Annotated in this window: 20 protein-coding genes; 12 read left to right on the top strand and 8 right to left on the bottom strand. The window is 60.8% G+C overall.

Annotation, left to right across the window (positions count from 1 at the left end):
• Positions 1 to 57: 57 nt before the first annotated feature.
• Positions 58 to 1,251, bottom strand: a complete 1,194-nt coding sequence (pobA, locus tag HXW87_RS26055; protein WP_182402248.1) for a 4-hydroxybenzoate 3-monooxygenase — start codon at positions 1,249 to 1,251, stop codon at positions 58 to 60.
• Between the two features lie 178 nt (positions 1,252 to 1,429).
• On the opposite strand from pobA, the gene HXW87_RS26050 reads away from it, so the two are divergent.
• Positions 1,430 to 2,314, top strand: a complete 885-nt coding sequence (locus HXW87_RS26050; RefSeq protein ID WP_239777996.1) for a helix-turn-helix domain-containing protein — start codon at positions 1,430 to 1,432, stop codon at positions 2,312 to 2,314.
• Between the two features lie 136 nt (positions 2,315 to 2,450).
• On the opposite strand, the gene HXW87_RS26045 is transcribed toward HXW87_RS26050, so the two are convergent.
• On the bottom strand, positions 2,451 to 2,627 hold the full coding sequence (locus HXW87_RS26045; protein WP_174376820.1) for a hypothetical protein: 177 nt from the start codon (positions 2,625 to 2,627) through the stop codon (positions 2,451 to 2,453).
• A 140-nt stretch (positions 2,628 to 2,767) separates the two neighbouring features.
• On the bottom strand, positions 2,768 to 3,673 hold the full coding sequence (locus HXW87_RS26040) for a LysR family transcriptional regulator (protein ID WP_218833145.1): 906 nt from the start codon (positions 3,671 to 3,673) through the stop codon (positions 2,768 to 2,770).
• 114 nt (positions 3,674 to 3,787) lie between these two features.
• Here HXW87_RS26040 and HXW87_RS26035 point away from each other — a divergent pair, with 114 nt between their 5' ends.
• Positions 3,788 to 4,666 (top strand): MBL fold metallo-hydrolase, encoded by an 879-nt coding sequence (locus HXW87_RS26035; protein WP_239777994.1) that lies wholly within the window; start codon positions 3,788 to 3,790, stop codon positions 4,664 to 4,666.
• A 220-nt stretch (positions 4,667 to 4,886) separates the two neighbouring features.
• Positions 4,887 to 5,501: an NAD(P)-dependent oxidoreductase gene (locus HXW87_RS26030; protein ID WP_239777993.1), complete on the top strand. Its 615-nt coding sequence runs from the start codon at positions 4,887 to 4,889 to the stop codon at positions 5,499 to 5,501.
• A gap of 115 nt (positions 5,502 to 5,616) precedes the next feature.
• On the opposite strand, the gene HXW87_RS26025 is transcribed toward HXW87_RS26030, so the two are convergent.
• Positions 5,617 to 6,498, bottom strand: coding sequence for a LysR substrate-binding domain-containing protein (locus HXW87_RS26025; RefSeq protein ID WP_239777992.1), 882 nt, complete (start codon positions 6,496 to 6,498; stop codon positions 5,617 to 5,619).
• Positions 6,499 to 6,726: 228 nt separating this feature from the next.
• Between HXW87_RS26025 and HXW87_RS26020 the strand changes: the two genes are divergently transcribed.
• From HXW87_RS26020 to HXW87_RS25995, 6 genes are all read left to right on the top strand, one after another.
• Positions 6,727 to 8,364: a 5-guanidino-2-oxopentanoate decarboxylase gene (locus HXW87_RS26020; protein ID WP_239777991.1), complete on the top strand. Its 1,638-nt coding sequence runs from the start codon at positions 6,727 to 6,729 to the stop codon at positions 8,362 to 8,364.
• Complete coding sequence (locus HXW87_RS26015) at positions 8,361 to 9,812, top strand: aldehyde dehydrogenase family protein (protein WP_239777989.1); 1,452 nt, start codon at positions 8,361 to 8,363, stop codon at positions 9,810 to 9,812. The genes HXW87_RS26020 and HXW87_RS26015 overlap by 4 nt, the downstream gene beginning before the upstream one ends.
• A 217-nt stretch (positions 9,813 to 10,029) precedes the next feature.
• Positions 10,030 to 11,133 (top strand): ABC transporter substrate-binding protein, encoded by a 1,104-nt coding sequence (locus HXW87_RS26010; protein ID WP_027612490.1) that lies wholly within the window; start codon positions 10,030 to 10,032, stop codon positions 11,131 to 11,133.
• Positions 11,134 to 11,376: 243 nt separating this feature from the next.
• The gene (locus HXW87_RS26005; protein ID WP_007965862.1) at positions 11,377 to 12,285 is read left to right on the top strand and encodes an ABC transporter permease; all 909 of its coding nucleotides are present in this window, start codon (positions 11,377 to 11,379) and stop codon (positions 12,283 to 12,285) included.
• Complete coding sequence (locus tag HXW87_RS26000; protein ID WP_108183646.1) at positions 12,282 to 13,130, top strand: ABC transporter permease; 849 nt, start codon at positions 12,282 to 12,284, stop codon at positions 13,128 to 13,130. The genes HXW87_RS26005 and HXW87_RS26000 overlap by 4 nt, the downstream gene beginning before the upstream one ends.
• 13 nt (positions 13,131 to 13,143) lie before the next feature.
• Positions 13,144 to 14,199, top strand: coding sequence for an ABC transporter ATP-binding protein (locus tag HXW87_RS25995; protein WP_131671131.1), 1,056 nt, complete (start codon positions 13,144 to 13,146; stop codon positions 14,197 to 14,199).
• A gap of 134 nt (positions 14,200 to 14,333) precedes the next feature.
• Here the strand turns inward: HXW87_RS25995 and HXW87_RS25990 are convergent, their stop codons facing one another.
• Positions 14,334 to 15,263: an AraC family transcriptional regulator gene (locus HXW87_RS25990; RefSeq protein WP_047296122.1), complete on the bottom strand. Its 930-nt coding sequence runs from the start codon at positions 15,261 to 15,263 to the stop codon at positions 14,334 to 14,336.
• Between the two features lie 430 nt (positions 15,264 to 15,693).
• Here HXW87_RS25990 and HXW87_RS25985 point away from each other — a divergent pair, with 430 nt between their 5' ends.
• Together HXW87_RS25985 and HXW87_RS25980 are read left to right on the top strand one after the other, a co-directional pair.
• Positions 15,694 to 16,047 (top strand): antibiotic biosynthesis monooxygenase family protein, encoded by a 354-nt coding sequence (locus tag HXW87_RS25985; RefSeq protein WP_145594619.1) that lies wholly within the window; start codon positions 15,694 to 15,696, stop codon positions 16,045 to 16,047.
• Positions 16,048 to 16,090: 43 nt separating this feature from the next.
• Positions 16,091 to 16,333: a hypothetical protein gene (locus HXW87_RS25980; protein ID WP_047296118.1), complete on the top strand. Its 243-nt coding sequence runs from the start codon at positions 16,091 to 16,093 to the stop codon at positions 16,331 to 16,333.
• 6 nt (positions 16,334 to 16,339) lie between these two features.
• Here HXW87_RS25980 and HXW87_RS25975 read toward each other — a convergent pair whose 3' ends face one another.
• Together HXW87_RS25975 and HXW87_RS25970 are read right to left on the bottom strand one after the other, a co-directional pair.
• Positions 16,340 to 16,969: a flavin reductase family protein gene (locus HXW87_RS25975; protein WP_239777987.1), complete on the bottom strand. Its 630-nt coding sequence runs from the start codon at positions 16,967 to 16,969 to the stop codon at positions 16,340 to 16,342.
• A gap of 253 nt (positions 16,970 to 17,222) precedes the next feature.
• Entirely contained in the window at positions 17,223 to 17,498 is a 276-nt protein-coding gene (locus HXW87_RS25970; RefSeq protein WP_145594613.1) for a hypothetical protein, read from the bottom strand.
• A gap of 342 nt (positions 17,499 to 17,840) precedes the next feature.
• Between HXW87_RS25970 and HXW87_RS25965 the strand changes: the two genes are divergently transcribed.
• Positions 17,841 to 18,596: a hypothetical protein gene (locus HXW87_RS25965; protein WP_121186917.1), complete on the top strand. Its 756-nt coding sequence runs from the start codon at positions 17,841 to 17,843 to the stop codon at positions 18,594 to 18,596.
• A 106-nt stretch (positions 18,597 to 18,702) separates the two neighbouring features.
• Here the strand turns inward: HXW87_RS25965 and HXW87_RS25960 are convergent, their stop codons facing one another.
• Positions 18,703 to 20,022: an MFS transporter gene (locus HXW87_RS25960; RefSeq protein ID WP_047296114.1), complete on the bottom strand. Its 1,320-nt coding sequence runs from the start codon at positions 20,020 to 20,022 to the stop codon at positions 18,703 to 18,705.
• Positions 20,023 to 20,265: the final 243 nt, after the last annotated feature.

Below are 20,265 nucleotides of genomic sequence, written 5' to 3'. Positions count from 1 at the left end.
GAATCCCGCAGGCCATCGAGCGAGCGGGGATGCTCGCCAGTGTAAGTCGATAGGAAGCTATTCGATAGCCTCATAAGGAAGCCCGACGTAATTTTCTGCAATGGTTTTCCGACCCGCTTCTGAACTGACGAAATAGTCCAGTTCCGAGGCGCTGATCCGTTGGCTGAAAGCATCATGCTCGTCGAAGCGGTGCAGCATCGAGGTCATCCACCAGGAAAACCGTTCGGCCTTCCAGACCCGGCGCAGGCAGATTTCCGAGTATTTCTCCAACAGATCCGTGCGCCCTTCGCGATAAACCTTCAGCAGGATATTGAACAGCGTACTGACATCGCTGGCGGCCAGGTTCAGGCCCTTGGCGCCGGTGGGCGGCACAATGTGCGCGGCATCGCCGAGCAGAAACATCCGTCCGTACTGCATCGGCTCAACGACAAAGCTGCGCAGCGGCGCGATGCTTTTTTCAATCGACGGGCCGGTGACCAGTTTTTCGGCAAGCTCGGCGGGCAGACGGGTTTTCAGCTCAGCCCAAAAGCGCTCGTCGGACCAGTCGGCAACGTTCTCCTCGGCCGGCACTTGCAGGTAATAACGGGTACGGGTGGCCGAACGCATGCTGCACAGGGCGAAGCCGCGTTCGTGACGGGCGTAGACCAGTTCTTCGTGCACTGGCGGGGTGTCCGCCAGAATCCCCAGCCAGCCGAACGGATAGACTCGTTCGAAAATCTTCAGGCAGTCCTCGGGAATCGACTGCCGGGACACGCCATGAAAGCCGTCGCAACCGGCGATGTAATCGCAATCGACGCGCCAGCTTTCGCCGTCCTTTTCGAAGGTGACAAAGGCCTCGTCGCTTTTCATGCCGTGAGGAACGACATGGCTCACTTCATAAAACGACAGTGCGCCAGCCTCCCGACGAGCGGCCATCAGGTCGCGCGTGACCTCGGTCTGGCCATAGACCATCACGGTTTTGCCACCGGTCAAACCCTGCAGATCGATGTGGGCCAGACGCCCATCCAGGGCCAGATCGAAACCGCCGTGCACCAGTCCTTCGGCGTCCATGCGCTGGCCGACTCCGGCTTGGCGCAACAGCTCTACCATGCCTTGTTCGAGCACGCCGGCGCGAATCCGCCCGAGTACGTAATCGGGTGTCTGACGTTCAAGAATCAGGGTGTCGATGCCGGCGTTGTGCAGCAACTGACCGAGGAGCAATCCGGAGGGGCCGGCGCCAATGATGGCGACTTGGGTTTTCAGCGTTTTCATTGTTTTTATGACTCGCAAGCTTCACGCGACGTGAGTCGGTGAATGATTTTTATGGATCGAGTGCTTGCATTTTTCCCTTGCGGGTCTGTCAATTGAAGGTGAAAACTGAGCCGATACCTGTACATTCTGCCAATCGGTGCGATTATCGCCCGCAAACCTCGAGGCCTGGATTGAAGTGATGAACAAGCCTGACCTGCCTTCGATTCCGGTGTTCAAGCTCTACGGTGAAAGCCTGGACTGGCCGACCCCTGACTTGCTGCACTGTGAAACCATTTCCAAACGCAGCCGCGAACATCAATGGGAAATCAAACCCCACCGCCACGCCGATTTGTGCCAGTTACTCTTCGTTTTCAAAGGTCAGGCAGAGCTTGAAATCGAAGGTCAACGCACGCAGCTCAACGAACCCGCGATTCAAGTCCTGCCCCCGTTATCGGTGCATGGCTTTCGTTTTTCCGAGGACGTCGAAGGTTTCGTCGTTACCCTCGCCAATCCGTTGATCAACCACCTGCTGGCGCAACTGGGCAATTCGGTACATGCCCTGGCGCAGGCCGAGCACTATCCGGCGGGCAAGGATGCGCAGTACCTGCACAGTCTGTTTTCAGCATTGCAGGCCGAGTACAACGGCCATCAACCCGCGCGGGAAATGCTCATGCATTCGCTGGTCAGCGTGATCATGGTCTGGGTCAGCCGTCAGGCGATCGTGCGCCATAACGCCAGTCAGCGCCCACAACGCCAGCGCGAATACCTCAATGGGTTCATTCAATTGGTGGAGGAGACGTATCGCCAGCATGTGAAGGTCGAAGACCTGGCGCATCGCCTGGGGATTTCGGTGTCACACCTCAACGGTACTTGCCGGGAGCTGGCAGGGCAGCCAGCGCTGCAGATCATGCACGAACGCCAGTTACTGGAAGCCAAACGTTTGCTGACCTACACCAGCATGACCATTTACGAGATGTCGGAGCTGTTGGGGTTTTCCGATCCGACCAACTTCACGCGCCTGTTCCGGCGCAGGGTGGGGATTTCGCCAAAGGCGTTTCGCGACCGGCTGAAGGCCGAGCAGTGATCTTGTAAACGCTGCAAAGTCCTGTGGGAGCGAGCCTGCTCGCGAAGACGGTTTTTCATTCAGCATTGTTGTTGGCTGACACACCGCTTTCGCGAGCAGGCTCGCTCCCACAGGACCGCATTCCAGCTCAGGTCAATCAGCGCAATGCGTTCAGCGTCGCATTGTGCGGAATACAACGCTCGAAATTGCAGCTCGCATAATCGCGGGGCAGTTGTCGCAGTTGCTCGACCCGCCAGGCCGCGGTGCCGTACAGCGCCAGCGTGGCGGCGCAGGTGATGAAGATCGCGAAGTACCTTCTTGTTCTGATGTTCATGGCGTAGACCTCTGAACGCATACCCTGCGGTATTACTTTCAGCATAGAACAAGATCAAAAGATCGCAGCCTGCGGCAGCTCCTACATTTGGAATGCATTTCCTCTGTAGGAGCTGCCGCAGGCTGCGATCTTTTGCTTTTCTACAACCCCACATCCCACTCTGGATGCTCGGGAAACCGTTGCACCAGAAAATCCAGCATGCTGCGCAGCGCCGCCGGCATGTGCTTGCGCGAGGCGTACACCGCGTAGATGTTCATCTGCCGTGGTTCGGCATCCGGCAGCAGACGCACCAGTTCTCCGGCATGCACATGCACCCCGGCCTGATAGGTCGGCAGCATCGCCACGCCCGCACCGGCCAGGGTCGCGCGCAACAGGGTGCTGGCTTCGTTGGCGCTGATGTTGCCTTGTACCGGCACCGACACCGGTTCGCCGTCCTCTTCGAAATGCCACAGGCTCTTGCCGAAATATGAATGCGTCAGGCAGTTGTGCCGGCTCAGGTCCTCGACCCGCTGCGGCGGCGGGTTGTCGCGCAAGTAGGCGGGCGCGGCGCAGACCACCGAACGGCATACGGTCAGGCGGCGGGCGATCAGGTTCGGGTCCAGGTCATTGCTGGTGCGGATCGCCAGATCGATGCGTTCATCCACCAGATTCACCGTGCGGTCGAGCATTTGCAGATCGATGCTGACCCCGGGGTAGCGCTTGACGTACGCCGCCATGGCATCGGCCAGTTGTGCCTGGCCAAACGAGGTGCTGACACTGATGCGCAGCAGTCCGCGCGGCGCATCGTGGGGTTCGCTGACAGCGGCCTGCATATCGCTTGAGAGTTCGAGCATCTGTCGGCAGCGCGGCAGGATTTCGCTGCCGGCGGCCGTCAGGCTCAATTTGCGTGTGGTGCGGTGCATCAGGCGCGCGCCGACCCAGTCTTCCAGCTCCGCCAGATAGCGCGACACCACCGGCCGCGACAGCTCCAGATGATCGGCCGCCGCCGACTGGCTGCCCAGATCTACGACGGTGACAAACACGCGCATTGCTTGAAGACGATCCATGATTTGCCCGCTTTCAGAAACAAACTATGTTCAAGCATCGCATTTTTTGTACCGAGTCAGGCAACTAAGCTCTGTCCCATCGCCAAACACGGCATTCGGATCACGGAGCAACAGATGATCGGCTTCACCACCCTCAAGCGCGTTTTGCTGGCCACCGCCACCCTCGGTTTTGCGGCCCACGCCGCTGCCGCCAACCTGACCCTGGACGCTTACAACCCGGGCACCAACGCGATTTTTCCGGTGACCTCGGTGCTGGTCAGCGGCGAGAAAGACGCGATCCTGGTCGACGCGCAATTCGGCAAGGCCCAGGCCGAACAGGTGGTGGAAAAGATCCGCGCCAGCGGCAAACACCTGACCACCATTTACATCAGCCACGGTGACCCGGATTACTACTTCGGCCTCGACACCCTGACCCAGGCCTTCCCCGATGCCAAGGTGCTGGCGTCGCAGCCGACTGTGGATCACATCAATAAAACCGTCGCCGGCAAGCTCGCTTTCTGGGGCCCGAAAATGGGCGCCGACGTGCCGGCCAAAACCATCGTGCCGGGCGTGCTCAAGGGTGACAGCCTGATGCTCGAAGGGCAGAAACTGCAGGTGGTCGGCCTTGAAGGCAAACAACCGGATCGCAGCTTCGTGTGGATTCCGTCGCTCAAGGCTGTGGTCGGTGGCGTGGTAGTCGCCGAGAACATTCATGTGTGGATGGCTGATACCCAGACCGCGCAATCCCACGCCGACTGGCTGCAAACCCTGCATTCGATCGAAACCCTGAAGCCGAAAACCGTGGTGCCCGGTCACTACCTGGGCGAGAGCAGCCGCTCGCTGGCCAGCGTGAAATTCACCGCTGACTACATTAAGGCTTTCGACGAAGAAACCGCCAAGGCCAAGGATTCCGCCGCACTGATCAAGGCCATGCAAAAGCGCTACCCGACACTCGGCGAAGAAAGCTCGCTGGAACTGAGCGCAAAAGTCGCCAAGGGCGAAATGCAGTGGTAAGCCGATTGATCTGGAACACAGGTCGAGAGGACTTTTGTGGCGAGGGAGCTTGCTCCCGCCCGCCTGCGCAGCAGGCGTAAAACCTGCCAATGCGTTGTAGCTGAAACAGGCGGGGAGTGCTCCGCCCTCCAGCGGGAGCAAGCTCCCTCGCCACAGGGAATACCGCTTCAAGATTAGATTTATGCCGTCGTTGAAACTCTCAAGCCAACTGGAGAATGTCATGAGCAAGATCGCAATCATTGGTGCCACCGGCCGTGCCGGTAGCCAACTGCTGGAAGAAGCCCTGCGTCGCGGCCATAGCGTCACCGCCATCGCCCGCGATACCTCGAAGATCGGCACACGTGCCGGTGTGGTCAGCAAGAATGTCGATGTGCTGGATTCGGCGGCGCTGCAAGCCGCCGTCGCCGGTCACGACGTGGTGATCAGCGCCGCGCATTTCGCCACGGTACCGGCCAGTGCCGTGGTTGGCCCGGTGAAGCAGGCGGGCGTGAAACGTCTGCTGGTGGTCGGTGGTGCCGGTTCGCTGCTGCTGCCGGATGACACCCGAGTGATCGACAGCGCCGGTTTCCCGGCCGAGTACAAAGCCGAGGCCAGCGCCGGGGCAGCGTTTCTCGATGCCTTGCGTCAGGAGAAGGAACTGGACTGGACCTTCCTCTCGCCATCGGCCGAGTTTGTCGAAAGTGAGCGCACCGGCAGCTTCCGCGTCGGCAAGGATCACTTGCTGGTGAGTGCCGAAGGTCGCAGCTGGATCTCCTTCGCCGACTACGCGATTGCGTTGATCGACGAAGTGGAAACGCCGAAGCATTCGCGTCAGCGGTTTACCGTCGGCTACTGACCTGCAAACGCCCTCTGTAGGAGCTGCCGCAGGCTGCGATCTTTTGACTTTGATTCTAAAAAACAAGATCAAAAGATCGCAGCCTGCGGCAGCTCCTACAGGGGAATGTGGTGTTTCAGCGGGTGTGCGCCTGCTCCACCAGCCAGATCATCAGTTCTTCCAGCTGCGGCGACGCCCCTGCACCCTGCGGCATCACCACGTAGTAGCCCAGCCCCGTCTTCACCTTCAGCTCAAACGGCATCACCAGCCGCCCGGCGCGCAGGTCATCGCCGATCAACGACCAGTCGCCAATCGCCACACCCGTCCCGTGGGACGCCATCGACATCGCCTGATCCAGCGTCTCGAAATGCTGGCCCGTGTTGACGTTGTTCAACTGCAATTCGGCCGCCGTCAGCCATACCGTCCAATCCTGCGTATCGCGGGTCGGATGCAATAGCAGATGTTGTTGCAGGTCGGCCGGTTCGCTCAGCGCCGGTGGGCCTTTCAATAACGCTGGCGAACAGACCGGCGTCAGTTGCTCATCGAACAGATGCAGGGCAGTGGATGAGTTGTCCGGCGGCGTGCCGTAGATCACCGCCGCATCGAACTGCTCGCGCTGGAAGTCGACACCGTGGGCCAGTGTGGTGGTCAGTTTGACCGGTACGTCCGGGCGTTCCTTTTGCCATTGCAACAGGCGCGGCACCAGCCAGCGCATCACGCAACTGGGCGCCTTGAGTTGCGGGGTCTGACGCTTGCGACCGATCTGCTCGGTGGCCTCGCTGATCAACCCGAAAATCTTCTCCACCCGCGGCAGCCATTCGCGCCCTTCGGCGGTCAGCTCCAGGCCTCGGGCCAGACGGATGAACAGCTCATACCCCAAATGATCTTCCAGCCCGGCGATCTGCCGGCTCACGGCGCCTTGGGTGATGTGCAACTGCTCGGCCGCCCGGGTGAAGTTGCAGCACTGCGCAGTGATCAGAAACGTGTGCAGGGCGGGCAGGGGAGGCAGTCGTTTCATGTGGATCCAAGGTATGACGTGAGGACATGGCTAGTATGACTTTTAATCGATTGTTGCCGCTACCTGCCACCCGTTCAATGAGCTCATTCCACCCGGATCGATGTGGGAGCGAGCTTGCTCGCGAATACGGTTTTCCATTCAGCATCAATGTGGCTGATACACCGCTTTCGCGAGCAAGCTCGCTCCCACACTGGCACGGCGTATTGAACAACAAGAAGGGCAATCGACATGGCGACGTGTGGCGAAGTACTGGTCAAGTTACTCGAGGATTACGGGGTCGAGCAGGTGTTCGGTATTCCCGGGGTGCACACCGTGGAGCTGTATCGCGGGCTGGCCCGTTCGAGCATCAACCACGTCACTCCACGGCATGAACAGGGCGCCGGTTTCATGGCCGACGGCTACGCGCGCACCCGCGGCAAACCGGGGGTGTGCTTCATCATCACCGGTCCGGGCATGACCAACATCACCACCGCGATGGGCCAGGCGTATGCCGACTCGATCCCGATGCTGGTGATCTCCAGCGTGCAGACCCGCAGCCAGTTGGGCGGCGGTCGCGGCAAGCTCCACGAGTTGCCGAACCAGAGTGCGCTGGTCGGTGGCGTGGCGGCGTTCTCCCACACTTTGATGTCGGCGGCAGAATTGCCGGCCGTGCTGGCCCGTGCCTTCGCGCTGTTCCAGGCCGGGCGTCCGCGTCCGGTGCACATCGAGATTCCGCTGGATGTGTTGGTGGAAGAGGCCGACGAACTGCTCGCCAGCGTCCCGGTCAATATCGACCGCGCCGGGGCTGCACCGGCTGCCGTACGGCGCATGAGCGAACTGCTGGCCGGCGCTCAGCGTCCGCTGATTCTCGCCGGTGGCGGGGCCATCGATGCCGCCGCCGAACTCACCGAACTGGCCGAGTTGCTCGACGCCCCGGTGGCGCTGACCATTAATGCCAAAGGCATGTTGCCGGCCAGCCATCCGCTGCTGATCGGCTCGACGCAAAGCCTGGTCGCGACCCGCGCGCTGGTGGCCGATGCCGACGTGGTGCTGGCAATCGGCACCGAACTGGCCGAAACCGATTACGACGTGACCTTCGCCGGCGGCTTCGAGATTCCCGGCAAGCTGCTGCGCATCGACATCGACGCCGATCAGACCGTGCGCAATTATCCGCCGCACGTGGCCTTGGTCGCCGACTCGCGCAACGCTGCGCAAGCGCTGCTCGGTGCGCTATCGCAGCAGGCGCTGGCCGAGCGGCGCAACGATTGGGGCCAGGTGCGGGCAGCGCGTCTGCGCGATGAGCTGGCCGCGACCTGGGATGCACCCACCCTGGCCCAGACCCGTTTTCTGGAAACCGTCCTGCACGAGTTGCCGGACGCGGTGTTCGTCGGCGACTCCACGCAACCGGTGTACATCGGCAACCTTACCTTCAACCCGGAGCGACCGCGGCGCTGGTTCAACTCGTCCACCGGTTACGGCACCCTCGGTTACGCCTTGCCGGCGGCGATTGGCGCGTGGCTCGGTGGCAACCTCGAGGGTGGCGCTCGTCCGCCGGTGGTGTGCCTGATCGGCGACGGCGGCTTGCAGTTCACCCTGCCGGAACTGGCCAGCGCGGTTGAAGCGCGCACGCCGGTGATCATCCTGCTGTGGAATAACCAGGGTTACGAAGAGATCAAGAAGTACATGGTCAACCGCGCCATCGAGCCGGTCGGCGTCGACATCTACACCCCGGATTTCATCGGCGTCGCCAAGGCCCTGGGCTGTGCCGCCGAAGCGATCAACTCGGTTGAACAACTGCGCGGCGCGCTGCGTGCCGCCACTGATCGGCAGGGCCCGACCCTGATCGAAATCGACCAGACCCAATGGATGCAGGCGGTGGCCCAATGATCAATTTCCCGACCACACTCGATGGCCTGTACATCAACGGCCAATGGTCGGCCGGGCGTGAACACCTGCGGGTGATCAACCCGGCCACCGAAGCGCTGCTGACCACGGTCAATGGTGGTGATGAAAGCGCAGTTGATCTGGCCGTCAGCGCCGCCACTGCAGCGTTCAAGCGCTGGTCGAAAACCAGCGGTGCCGAACGCGGCGCGATCCTGCGCAACATCGCCAACGGCGTGCGCAACGGTCGCGAACACCTGATGAAATTGCAGTCGTGCAACAACGGCAAACCGCAATTCGAAGCAGCCATCGACGTCGATGATGTGATCGCCACCTTCGAGTATTACGCCGGTTTGGCCGAAGGCCTCGACGCACAACTCGACAGTAACGTGGTGCTGCCCAGCGACGATTTCAGCGCGCGTCTGCGTCGTGAACCGTGCGGTGTGGTCGGGCTGATCGTGCCGTGGAATTTCCCGATGGTCACCACTGCGTGGAAGCTCGCACCGGCCTTGGCCGCTGGTTGCTGCGTGGTGCTCAAACCTTCGGAAGTCACGCCGCTGCCGGAGCTGGAACTGGCGGCGATCATTGCTGAATCCGGTCTGCCCGACGGCGTGTTCAACCTGGTCTGCGGCACCGGTCTGGCGGTGGGGGCACCGCTGTCGGCGGATCCGCGCATCGCGAAGATTTCCTTCACCGGCAGCAACGCTGTCGGCGTGCAGGTGATGCAGCGCGCCGCCGAAACCGTGAAGGGCGTGAGCCTGGAGCTGGGTGGCAAATCTTCGTTGTTGGTGCTCGAAGACGCCGATCTGGAACTGGCGGTGGAACTGGCTTGCGGCGGCGGTTTCTTCAATGCCGGACAGATGTGTTCAGCCACCAGTCGCGTGCTGGTCGCCGAGGAGCTGGCCGATGAATTTCTTGAGCGTCTGCAAAAACGCGCGCAAGCGATTCGCGTGGCCGACCCGTTCGACCCGGACGTGGAGATGGGCGCACTGGTCAATCAGGCGCAATACCAGCGTGTGCTCGGCCACATCGACCGTGGTTTGAGCGCCGGCGCGAAGCTGGTGTGCGGCGGCAATCGTCCGGCGCATCTGCCGCGCGGTTATTTTTTGCAGCCGACGGTGTTCACCGACGTGCCCCTCGACAGTGCGTTGTGGTGTGAAGAGATCTTTGGCCCGGTGCTCTGCGTGCGCCGTTTCGGCAGCGAAGCCGAGGCGATTGCCCTGGCCAACGACAGCCAGTTCGGGCTGGTCGCCAGTGTGGTGACGCGTAACGCCGAGACTGCCGACCGCGTCGCCAACGCCCTGCAGGCGGGGCTTGTATGGCTCAACGCGCCGCAAGTGATCTTCCCGCAGACGGCGTGGGGCGGCTACAAGCAGAGCAGCATCGGCCGCGAATTGGGGCCGTGGGGCCTGGCTGCGTTTCAGGAAATCAAACACGTGATCCGGGCGCTCTGAACGCCCGAAAAAGGTGAGCGCATGCCTCGCAACGAGGCATGCGTCGGTGTCATGGCTTCGATGAGTTTTTATCGATAGTCAGGTGTATTGCACGACCTCAGGATGAACCCGTCGGCTGCGCTGCAGGCCTTTGAATACAAGGCCTGTAGCGGATCCGGCCGCGCGGATGCAACGGTTGCGACCAACCTCATACTTAAAAGAACAAAGGGAGTCCTTCATGGGCGAGCATGATCTGAACAGGCGTCAATTCATTAAAACCGTCGGCGTCGCCTCGGTAGCAGCGGCGGCCCTGAGCATGCCCTTCATCCGGGCCAGCGCCAGCGACACACGGTTTGCCGGCAAGACCCTGCGTTTGCTGACCTGGTCGGATGACACCGGCCTCGCCGCACTGCGCAACATCGCCGCCACGTTCGAGGCCAAGACCGGCGCCAAGGTCATCGCCGACCGCACTGGCAGCACCTCGGAAATGGTCGCCAAACTCAAGGCCGGCGGTGACCGTCCGCAGTACGACATCATCACCCTGGCCGGGGTCGGTGCTGAAGGTCTGGCCGCCGCCGGACTGCTGGAAAAACCCGACCTCAACCGCATTCCCAACCTGATCGACGTACCGGAAAAATACCGCACCGGCGCCAACGGGCACGGCATCGGTTACCTGCTGTGGTGCAACAGTCTGGTCTACAGCACCCGCACCCTCAAACAGGCTCCGGACAGTTACGCCGCGCTGTGGGATGCCGATCTGGCGCCGAACATTTTCCTGCCGCCGCCGAACTGGACCGAGGCCATGGACCTGATCATTATCGCCGCGAAACTCGCCGGCGGTGATGAACACAACATTGAGCCGGGCTTCAAGAAACTCGCCGAGCTCAAGGACCGCGTGGTCACCCTCGGCGAGAACCCGAACCAGATCGCCGAGCTGTTCCGCACCGGTTCCCTGGACATGGGTGGTTTGTACGCCCCGGCGTTTTTCCCCAAGCAGATCCGCGACCCGAACTACGGCCTCGGTGCCACGTTTGGCATGAAGGAAGGTTTCTACACCGACCTGATGCTCTCGGTGATGCCGAAGAACCGTCCGGGCGACACCGATCTGGCCTACGCCTTCATCGATCACTCTCTCGACCCGCTGGTGCAGGGGAAGATGGCCGAAGACATCTTCAACGGCCCGGTCAACGCCAAGGCGATCATCTCCGCCGAAGCGCGCAAGAGCCCGTACATCCTCACCCCGGAGCAGATTGCCGAGAAGGCGATCATGCACGACAACGCCTTCCTGGCGACCGTGCATGACCAATGGATTCGTCGTTATACGGAAATCTTTTCTTCCTGACGCCGGCCTCCCGAACACCACGGCCCTCCTGTGGGAGCGAGCCCTGTGGTGAGGGGATTTATCCCCGATGGGCAGCGCAGCTGCCCCAAGATCAGCAAATACGGTGCATCAAATGTACCGCGTACGATGGTTTTGCGACTGCTTCGCAGCCGGTCGGGGATAAATCCCCTCACCACAAAAAATGGCTCCCACAGGAGGCAGAGGTGTTCGGCAGATTAGTTTTCCATTGACGAGATCATTGCTATGGAACATCAATCCCTGACCCAACCGGTCGGCGCCGCAGACGTGCGCCCGGCGCGCGGTGTTTCGCCGACCGCCCGGGCGTGGTTTTTCCTCACGCCGTCGATGCTGTTTCTCGGTGTGCTGATCGCCGCCAGCCTGCTGGTGCTGCGCATGAGTGTCGGCACTAAAGGCGCGGAGTGGAGCGGGTTCAGCCTCGCCAGCTACGCGCAATTACTCGAACCCTATTACCTGAAATCCCTGCTGCTGACCCTGCGTTTGGCGTTGATCAGTGCGGTGATCGCCGTGCTGCTGGCGATCCCGGTGGCGTACACCATGTCACGCCTGACCTCGCCGTTCGTGCGGCGGATCTTTCTCGCGGCGGTGCTGTTGCCGCTGCTGGTCAACTTGTTGCTGCAAAGCTACGGCTGGCTGGTGATTCTCGGCCCGGGCGGGATGCTCAACCAGACGCTGATGGGCCTGGGTCTGATCAAGCGCCCGATCATGCTGCTGTACAACCAGAACGGCGTGCTGATGGGCCTGGTGCAGACTGCGTTTCCACTGGCAGTGTTGCCGATTGCCAGCGCCATGCGCGGTGTCGCGCGCACCTACGAAGAGGCCGCCGCAACGCTGGGCGCCAGCCGTTTTCAGGTGTTCCGTCAGGTGGTGTTGCCGATGAGTCTGCCGGGGATCATCACCGGGGCGACGCTGGTATTCGCCTACAACGCCAGCAGTTTTGTCGTGCCGTTGCTGCTCGGTGGTCGCCGTGTGCCGATGCTCGCGGTGATGGTGCATGACCAGATCGCGCCGTTGATGAACTGGCCCGCCGCATCGGCGGCCGGGGTGGTGCTGATCGTCACCACGCTGGCGATCATGACCCTGTCCGAATACATCACCGGCCGTCGTCGGCGCCTGCTGGAGGCTTCGCAATGAGTACCCTGACCAACAAGCGCATGGCGCTGCTGCCCGGCGACACCGGCAAGTTCGCCGGGATCCTTTCCGGGGTCATTCTGCTGCTGGCGGTGTTGCCGATCCTGACCATGATCGTCATGTCGTTCAGCGGTGCGTCGAACCTCGACTTCCCGCCGAGCAGCTACAGCCTGCAATGGTACAAGGCGGCCTGGCACACCTTCGTTTCGCCGGACGCCAGTGATGTGTTGAGCCTCGGCCAGGCCATGGCCACCAGCCTGCTGGTGTCGTGCCTGACCATGGTTTTCGCCACGCTGATCGCGGTGCCCGCCGCCTATGCGCTGACCCGCTGCGAGTTCCGTGGCAAAGCCGTGGCGCTGCAACTGATGTCGCTGCCGCTGGTGTTTCCGATGGTGGTATTGGGCCTGGCGTTGCTGTTGGTGTTCGACAGCCTGCCGTTTCACCTGACCACCTCGCGGCTGGTGATTGCCCACGTGATTCTGGCGTTGCCGTTCGTGGTGAAAAACTGCACCGCCGCGATGCTCTCCATCGGCAGCGAAGTCGAGGAAGCGGCGCGGATGCTCGGCGCTTCACCGCTGCGGGCGATTGTCGATGTGGTGGTGCCGTTGATGAAGTCGGGGATTCTGGCGGGGATGCTGCTGGCGTTCATCGTCTCGTTCAACGAATTCACCGTGACCTATTTCCTCTACACCATCGACGTCATGACCGTGCCGATCTGGATGTACAGCCGCACCGTGTCATCGCTCGACCCTACCGTGTTCTCGTTTGCCGTGCTGATCGTGCTGATCGACTTCGTCCTGATCTGGGCGCTGGAGAAGCTGGTGGGCGAGGGTGGCGTTTCCTTTTGATTTGAGGTGCAACATGACTGGTCTGATTCTGGAAAACGTCGAGAAATTCTACGGCTCGGCGTGCGCGGTACAAGACGTCAACCTGCATTTGCCGGAAGGCAAACTGGTGTGTTTTCTTGGCCCGTCGGGCTGCGGCAAAACCACCTTGTTGCGGATGATCGCCGGGCTGGAAACCCTCACCGGCGGCGAGATTCGCCTCGATGGCGAGGACATCGGTCGCACCCCGGCGCACCTGCGCAACTTCGGCATGGTGTTCCAGTCGCTGGCGCTGTTTCCGCACATGACCGTTGGCGAGAACATCGCCTACCCGCTGAAACTGCGCGGCGTGAGCAAGGCCGAGCAGCAGACGCGGGTAGTGGAGTTGCTGGAGCTGATCCAGTTGCAAGCGATGATCGACCGGCCGGTGGCGAAACTCTCCGGCGGGCAACGACAGCGGGTGGCGATTGCCCGGGCCATCGCCTCGCGGCCGAAAATCCTGCTGCTCGACGAACCGCTGTCGGCGCTGGACGCCAAGTTGCGCGAGTCGATGCAGGTGGAAATCCGCCAGTTGCAGCAGCGTTTGAACATCACCACGATCATGGTCACCCATGATCAGCGCGAAGCCATGACCATGGCCGACATCGTCGTGGTGCTCGGCGAGCACAAGGTGCAGCAGGTGGGCACGCCGATCGAAATCTATCGGCACCCGGCCAACGAGTTCGTCGCCGACTTCATCGGTTCGGGCAACATCTTTCCGGCCACGGCGCTGGGCGACGGCAAAGTCAGCCTGCCGGGCGGTGATGCGCTGCAAGTACCGATCTGCAGCAGCATCGAGGCGGGGCAGAAGGTAAAGATGCTGATTCGTCCGGAAGACCTGCAACTGTCCGCGCCACAGGCGACGGCGGGCAATCGCTTGCTCGGCAAGGTGACGTTCGTGCGTGATATTGGCGCGACCATCGAGACCACGGTGGAGTGTTCCGGGGTGACGTTCACGGCGTTGAGCACGCCGTGTCAGGGGATTGGTTTGGGGATAGGGCATCCGGTGTCGGTGACGTTGCCGAGTGAGGCGTGTCGAGTGTTGGGGGCTTGATCCGGATTTTTACCGACCATTCCGGCCTCTTCGCGAGCAAGCTCGCTCCCACAGGGGATTTGTGTAGATCACACATCCTATGTGGGAGCGAGCTTGCTCTCGAAGAGGCCATCAGCCTTGACACAAGTTCCGGATCAGACCGACTGCCGCAACCGCGCCAGATCCCTTAACGGCGGTGCACCAAACAAGCGGCTGTACTCACGGCTGAATTGCGACGGGCTTTCATAGCCCACGCGGTAGCCTGCCGCCGACGCTTCCAGCCCTTCGGCCAGCATCAGGCGCCGCGCCTCTTGCAGGCGCAATTGCTTCTGATATTGCAGCGGACTCATCGCGGTCATCGCCTTGAAACGGTGATGCAGGGTCGAGACGCTGAGGTTCACTTCTTTCGCCAGATCATCAATGCGCAGCGGCTGCTCGAAGTTGCCGTTGAGCCATTTGATCGCCTGACTGATGCGATGGCTCTGGCTGTTGGCAATCGCGATTTCATACAAACGGTGGCCCTGCGGACTGCGCAGCAGGCGATAGAGAATCTCCCGGCGAATCAGTGGCGCGAGCATGGCAATGTCTTTCGGCGCATCCAGCAGTCGCGCCAGACGCAACACCGCGTCGAGCATCGCGCTGTCGATCTTCTCCACATACAGGCCGCGCCCGGTCGGCCGGGTCGGCACGCCCATGGGGCCGGCGTCGGCGATCAGTGCGGTGATTTCCGCCGGGTCGATGTCCAGGCGCACGGCGAGGATCGGCTCCTCCGGCGAGACATTCACCACTCGCCCGCTGAGCGGCATCGAGACCGAGACCACCAGGTAATTCAGCGGGTCGTAATTGAAGAACTCATCGGCCAGCCGTACCTCTTTGCGACCCTGGGCCATGATGCACAGCGCCGGTTGCGCCAGCACCGGGGCGAAGTCATGGGATTTTGTGTGGCGCGACATGAACAGTGAGCCGATGGCGGTCTGGTAACTGCCGTCGTCCGTGGTGTTGCGGCGGATGATCGCCGCGAGTTCTGCACGCTGTTTTTCCATGTCGGCATCGGGCGGAGACTGGAAACGATCGAATGACGTCATGCGCGGCATCCTCTGCTAAGACGGTGGAATGGGGCAGAGCCTATATTTGTGCAAGCGCCAGCGGTAGACACATCCTGTCAAATGCTTGCCTGATTCTGCATCGGCTGGTTTTGTGCCGCCGCGATCAGCCTGCATCCGACGCGCAGTGCCTGCGGTCAAATCCCCCTGTAGGAGTTGCCGAAGGCTGCGATCTTTTGATTTTAAAAACAAAAATCAAAAGATCGCAGCCTTCGGCAGCTCCTACACAAAACTCGTATGACAGCGGTGTGACAAGGTTTTAGCGGTGGTTGCCAGTCGTTTATGCAGTCTCGCAGGATTGTGCAACGCAGCGGCAGGAATCGACTAACGGCATCTTGCGCCTGGCCCTTAACCTTTGATCCTGTCGCAGCCCGTCCCCCGGCTGCCACGCGACTCCCTGGGAGGGTTGAACATGTCCAAGCAGATTCCCGTCAGTCATATGGCCTTCGTTCGAGCGCGCGCCGGACGCTCCGCCGAACTGGGTGTGCGCCTCAGTGCCTTGATCGAACCGTCACGCAACGCCCCCGGTTGCCTGAACTTCGCCTTGCAGCAGTCGCAATGCGATCCGGAGCTGTGGCTGGTCTCCGGTTTCTGGAGCCATCAACAGGCAATGACCGCGTATTTCAACAGCCCGTCGATGCAGATTTTTGCCGAGCTGGTTCAGGACCTGGTGGTCAACAGCCTGGATTTCCACACCTTCAAAGAGGTGTCAGCGGTGCAGGCGCTGGGACAATGCCCGGCACCGATACACAAACTCGCCGGTTGAGGGTTTAATGTCCGGCTTATTGGTCTGAGCCAGGATGTGTGCCATGGCACGTAAAGAGTTCGAACATTTCGAAGCAGTCTCCGCAGTCGTCCCCGTCGAGCTGGGCGGCAACAAGGGTTATCACGCGGCAATCGCGGTCAAGGCCCTGGTCGATGGCGGTGCGCCACGTTTCCATAAACTGCTGGGTGATCAGGTGTTCCCCGGCGCCATCGCTGCCGATGACGCGGCGACCCAGGAGCTGGAACGTCTGCAGGGCGTCACTGATGACGCCGAGCTGATCTGGTAACTGCGCTTACTTGCCCGCCCCCGGGCGCCACATCTTGAACAGGGCTTCAGGCCCCAACTGGAAATAATCCGCCGGCCCGCCGCCGCGCAGAATCGGTTCTGCCGCGGCGGTGTCGTAGATCCCGTCCTTCAACAGCCACTTGGCGATATGCACGGCAACCACTTCGCCGAGAATCAGCCAGCTCGGCACGGTTTCGCCATCGGCGCGCTGCAACTGAATGATCTGCGTGACCTTGCACTCGAAGGACACCGGGCTTTCGGCTACCCGTGGCACTGCAATCAGCTTCGACGCCACCGGCGTCAGTCCCGCCAATTCAAACTCGTTGACCTCGGGCGCGACCATCGCGCAGCTCTGGTTCATCTGCTCGGCCAGTGGCCGGGTGGCGAGGTTCCAGGCGAACTCGCCGGTCTGCTCGATGTTGTTCAGGCTGTCTTTGCGCCCGACGCTGGAAAAACCAATGATCGGCGGAATGTAGTTGAACGCGTTGAAGAAGCTGTAAGGCGCCAGGTTCAACTGCCCATTGGCATCCTGCGAAGAAATCCAGCCGATGGGGCGCGGGCCGACGATGGCGTTGAACGGATCGTGGGGCAGGCCGTGGCCGTGAGCGGGTTCGTAGAAGTGGATGTCATCGGACATGGACGGGGTTCCTCAAGAGGGCATTCTGAAAGACGCCATAGTGTAAGAGCGCACCGCGTATTTCCAGTCAAACGCTGATCCCACTGTAGGAGCTGCCGAAGGCTGCGATCTTTTGATCTTGCTCTTAAAAACAAAATCAAAAGATCGCAGCCTTCGGCAGCTCCTACAGGGGATTTTGGTGGATTTGAGAATTGTGCGGCTTCAGAAATGACTAAGCCCGGCCGAAGCCGGGCTGTGGAAGAGCTGCTGATATTCAGCTGATGGCTGCAGCAGTACCGGTCTTGTCGAAGCCGTCAGCCGCGATGGCGTTGGCAGTACCGGTCTTGTCGAAGCCATCGGCAGCCACGCTTTTGCCGATGTTGGTTTTATCGAAACCGTCAGCGGCGTAAGTGCCCGAGTGGCTGGTTTCGATGGCGGCGCTGGCGCCGGAAATGAAGTCGGCCGATTTGGTTTTGTCCGAACCATCGGCAGCGAAGGTGTTGGCGGCCAATACGGACAGGGTCAGGGCGAGGATCAGTTTGGTTTTCATGTCAGTTACTCCAGATGCGTTGGCGATGTGTCTTGCTTGGATCTAATGCTACGCCAACTAAATTGATTAAAAAGCGCAAATAAATGCTAAAAACAATCGATTAAATTGATATTAAGGGCGGCGCATTCAATTCGCTTTCGTCGTCAGAGCGAGCGCCGCGCAGGTCATCGATCAGGCAGGTGCAGGATGCGGGAGATGCATTAACCGCTAATTAATGGCCTCCTTCGGGCTGTGTGACAGATTTTTCATACATTCCCGACCGGTTTTTCACCGGTGCAACGCCAGTCTGCCCACGGCCAGAAAACCAAGAACCGGCCGTCTCACACTGGAGCTTTGCTTGCGATGAACAAACTGCCTCAAATCACCCTGGCGTTCTGGGTCATGAAAATCTGCGCGACGACCCTGGGGGAAACCGCGGGGGATTTGCTGTCGATGACCCTCAACGTCGGTTACGCCCTCAGCTCGCTGATCCTGATCAGCGTGTTCGTGCTGACCCTGATCACCCAGTTGATGGCCAAGACCTACAAGCCGCTGCTGTACTGGATCGTGATTCTGTCGACCAGCACCGCCGGCACCACCATGTCCGACTTCATGGACCGCACCCTTGAACTGGGCTACGCCACCGGATCGATGATCCTGATTGCGATTCTGCTGGCGATCTTCGCGGCCTGGCGCCTGAGCGGCGATTCGCTGAACGTCAGCAAGGTGCAAACCTTCCGCGGCGAGATGTTCTATTGGATGGCGATTCTGTTTTCCAACACCCTGGGAACCGCGCTCGGCGACTACTTGGCCGATGATTCGGGCCTGGGTTTTGCCGGTGGCGCGCTGCTGATCGGCTCGACCATTGCCGTGGTGGTTGCGCTCAAATACTTCACCAGAATTTCGACCGTGGTCTTGTTCTGGGTGGCGTTCGTGCTGACCCGGCCGTTCGGTGCGACCTTGGGTGACCTGATGACCAAATCCCATGAAAAGGGTGGCCTGGACTTCGGCACCATCGGCTCGTCGGCGGTGCTGGCGGGGATTCTGCTGGTGATGATTGCCGGCGCGTCGTATGCGCAGAAGCGTTATGGCAAGCCGCCGGTGGCCGAGTTGACTTGATAATCGGTTGAAGCGAAAAGATCGCAGCCTCCGGCAGCTCCTACAAGGGAATGCGTTTCCCTGTAGGAGCTGCCGGAGGCTGCGATCTTTTGCTTTTAACGCCCGATCAGTCCGTCACGATCCGCGAGTGTTTCTGTGTGTCTTTCATGGTGATGTACACCAGCAACGACACTGCGATGCACGCGGTCACGTACCAGTAGTAACCGGTTTCCATGCCGATGCTCTTGAACCACAGTGCGATGTATTCGGCGGTGCCGCCGAAGATCGATACGGTCAGTGCGTACGGCAAACCGACGCCCAGCGCACGGATTTCGGTCGGGAACAGTTCGGCTTTCACCACGGCGTTGATCGAGGTGTAGCCGCTGACAATGATCAGTGCGGCCATGATCAGGAAGAACGCGCCCCACCAGGTCTGGATGGTGTGCAGGGTCATCAGGATCGGCACGGTGAAGATCGTACCGAGCACGCCGAAAGCGATCAGGATCGGACGTCGACCGATTTTATCGGACAGGCCACCGATGATCGGTTGCAGGCACATGAACAGGAACAGCGTGGCGGCGGAAATGGTGGTCGAGTCGGAGATGCTCATGCCGACGGTGTTCACCAGGTATTTCTGCATGTAAGTGGTGTAGGTGTAGAACGCCAGCGTACCGCCCATGGTCAGGCCGACCACGGTGAGCAGCTCTTTCGGATGGCGCAGCAAGGTGCGCATGGCGCTTTCCTTGGACTTCTCTTTTTTGGTGAACGACTCGGTCTCTTCCATGCCGCGACGCAGGTACAGCGCGACGACCGCGCACAGTGCGCCGATGGCGAACGGAATACGCCAGCCCCACGCGTACAGCTGTTCGGTGGTCAGCAGGTTCTGCAGCACGATCAACACACCCAGCGCGATGAGCTGGCCGGAGATCAGGGTCACGTACTGGAAGCTGGAGAAGAAACCGCGACGTTCCTTGGTCGCCATCTCCGACAGGTAGGTGGCCGAGGTGCCGTATTCGCCGCCCACCGACAGGCCCTGCAGCAGACGGGCAAACACCAGCAGGATCGGCGCGCCGATGCCGATGGTTTCGTAGTTTGGGCTGAGGGCGATCAGCAAGGAGCCGAAGCACATCAGGTAGACCGAGGCCATCAAGGCTTTCTTGCGACCGACCTTGTCGGCGTAGAGGCCCATCAGCCAGCCACCGATCGGACGCATCAGGAAGCCCACGGCGAAGATCGCGGCGGTGTTCATCAGTTGCGCGGTGGTGGAACCGGCGGGGAAGAAGGTCTTGGCGAAGTACAGCGAGAAAGCGGCGTAGACGTACCAGTCATACCACTCGACCATGTTGCCGACCGAGCCGCTGAAGATCGATTTGATCCGGCTGGCGGTGGTTCTTGCTTTGGCGGGCGCGGCAGCCGACCCAAGGGGCAGGGCGTTGGAGTTATCCATTGAAGGATCCTTCGTTTAATTGTTTTTGTGGAGCGCGTTAAAACGCAGCCTGCCGGGGCTATAGCAGGAGCTGTGCCAACGGCGAGAGGGGCGGTTTAGACGGGGTGGCGGAATTTAATGAGCGGAAATCCGCTTATGGCTGGATTGTGGTGAGCGGAAAATTGCTCATTCAGACCCGTGGATCATCGTTGGCTGTGCCGGCCCCTTCGCGAGCAGGCTCGCTCCCACAGTGGTCGGTGGTGT

It is taken from the genome of Pseudomonas sp. Y5-11 (assembly GCF_022368695.1).
GTDB lineage: Bacteria > Pseudomonadota > Gammaproteobacteria > Pseudomonadales > Pseudomonadaceae > Aquipseudomonas > Aquipseudomonas parakoreensis.
The sequence above is the reverse complement of the archived record's forward strand: the minus strand, read 5'-3'. Positions and strand labels throughout refer to the sequence as shown.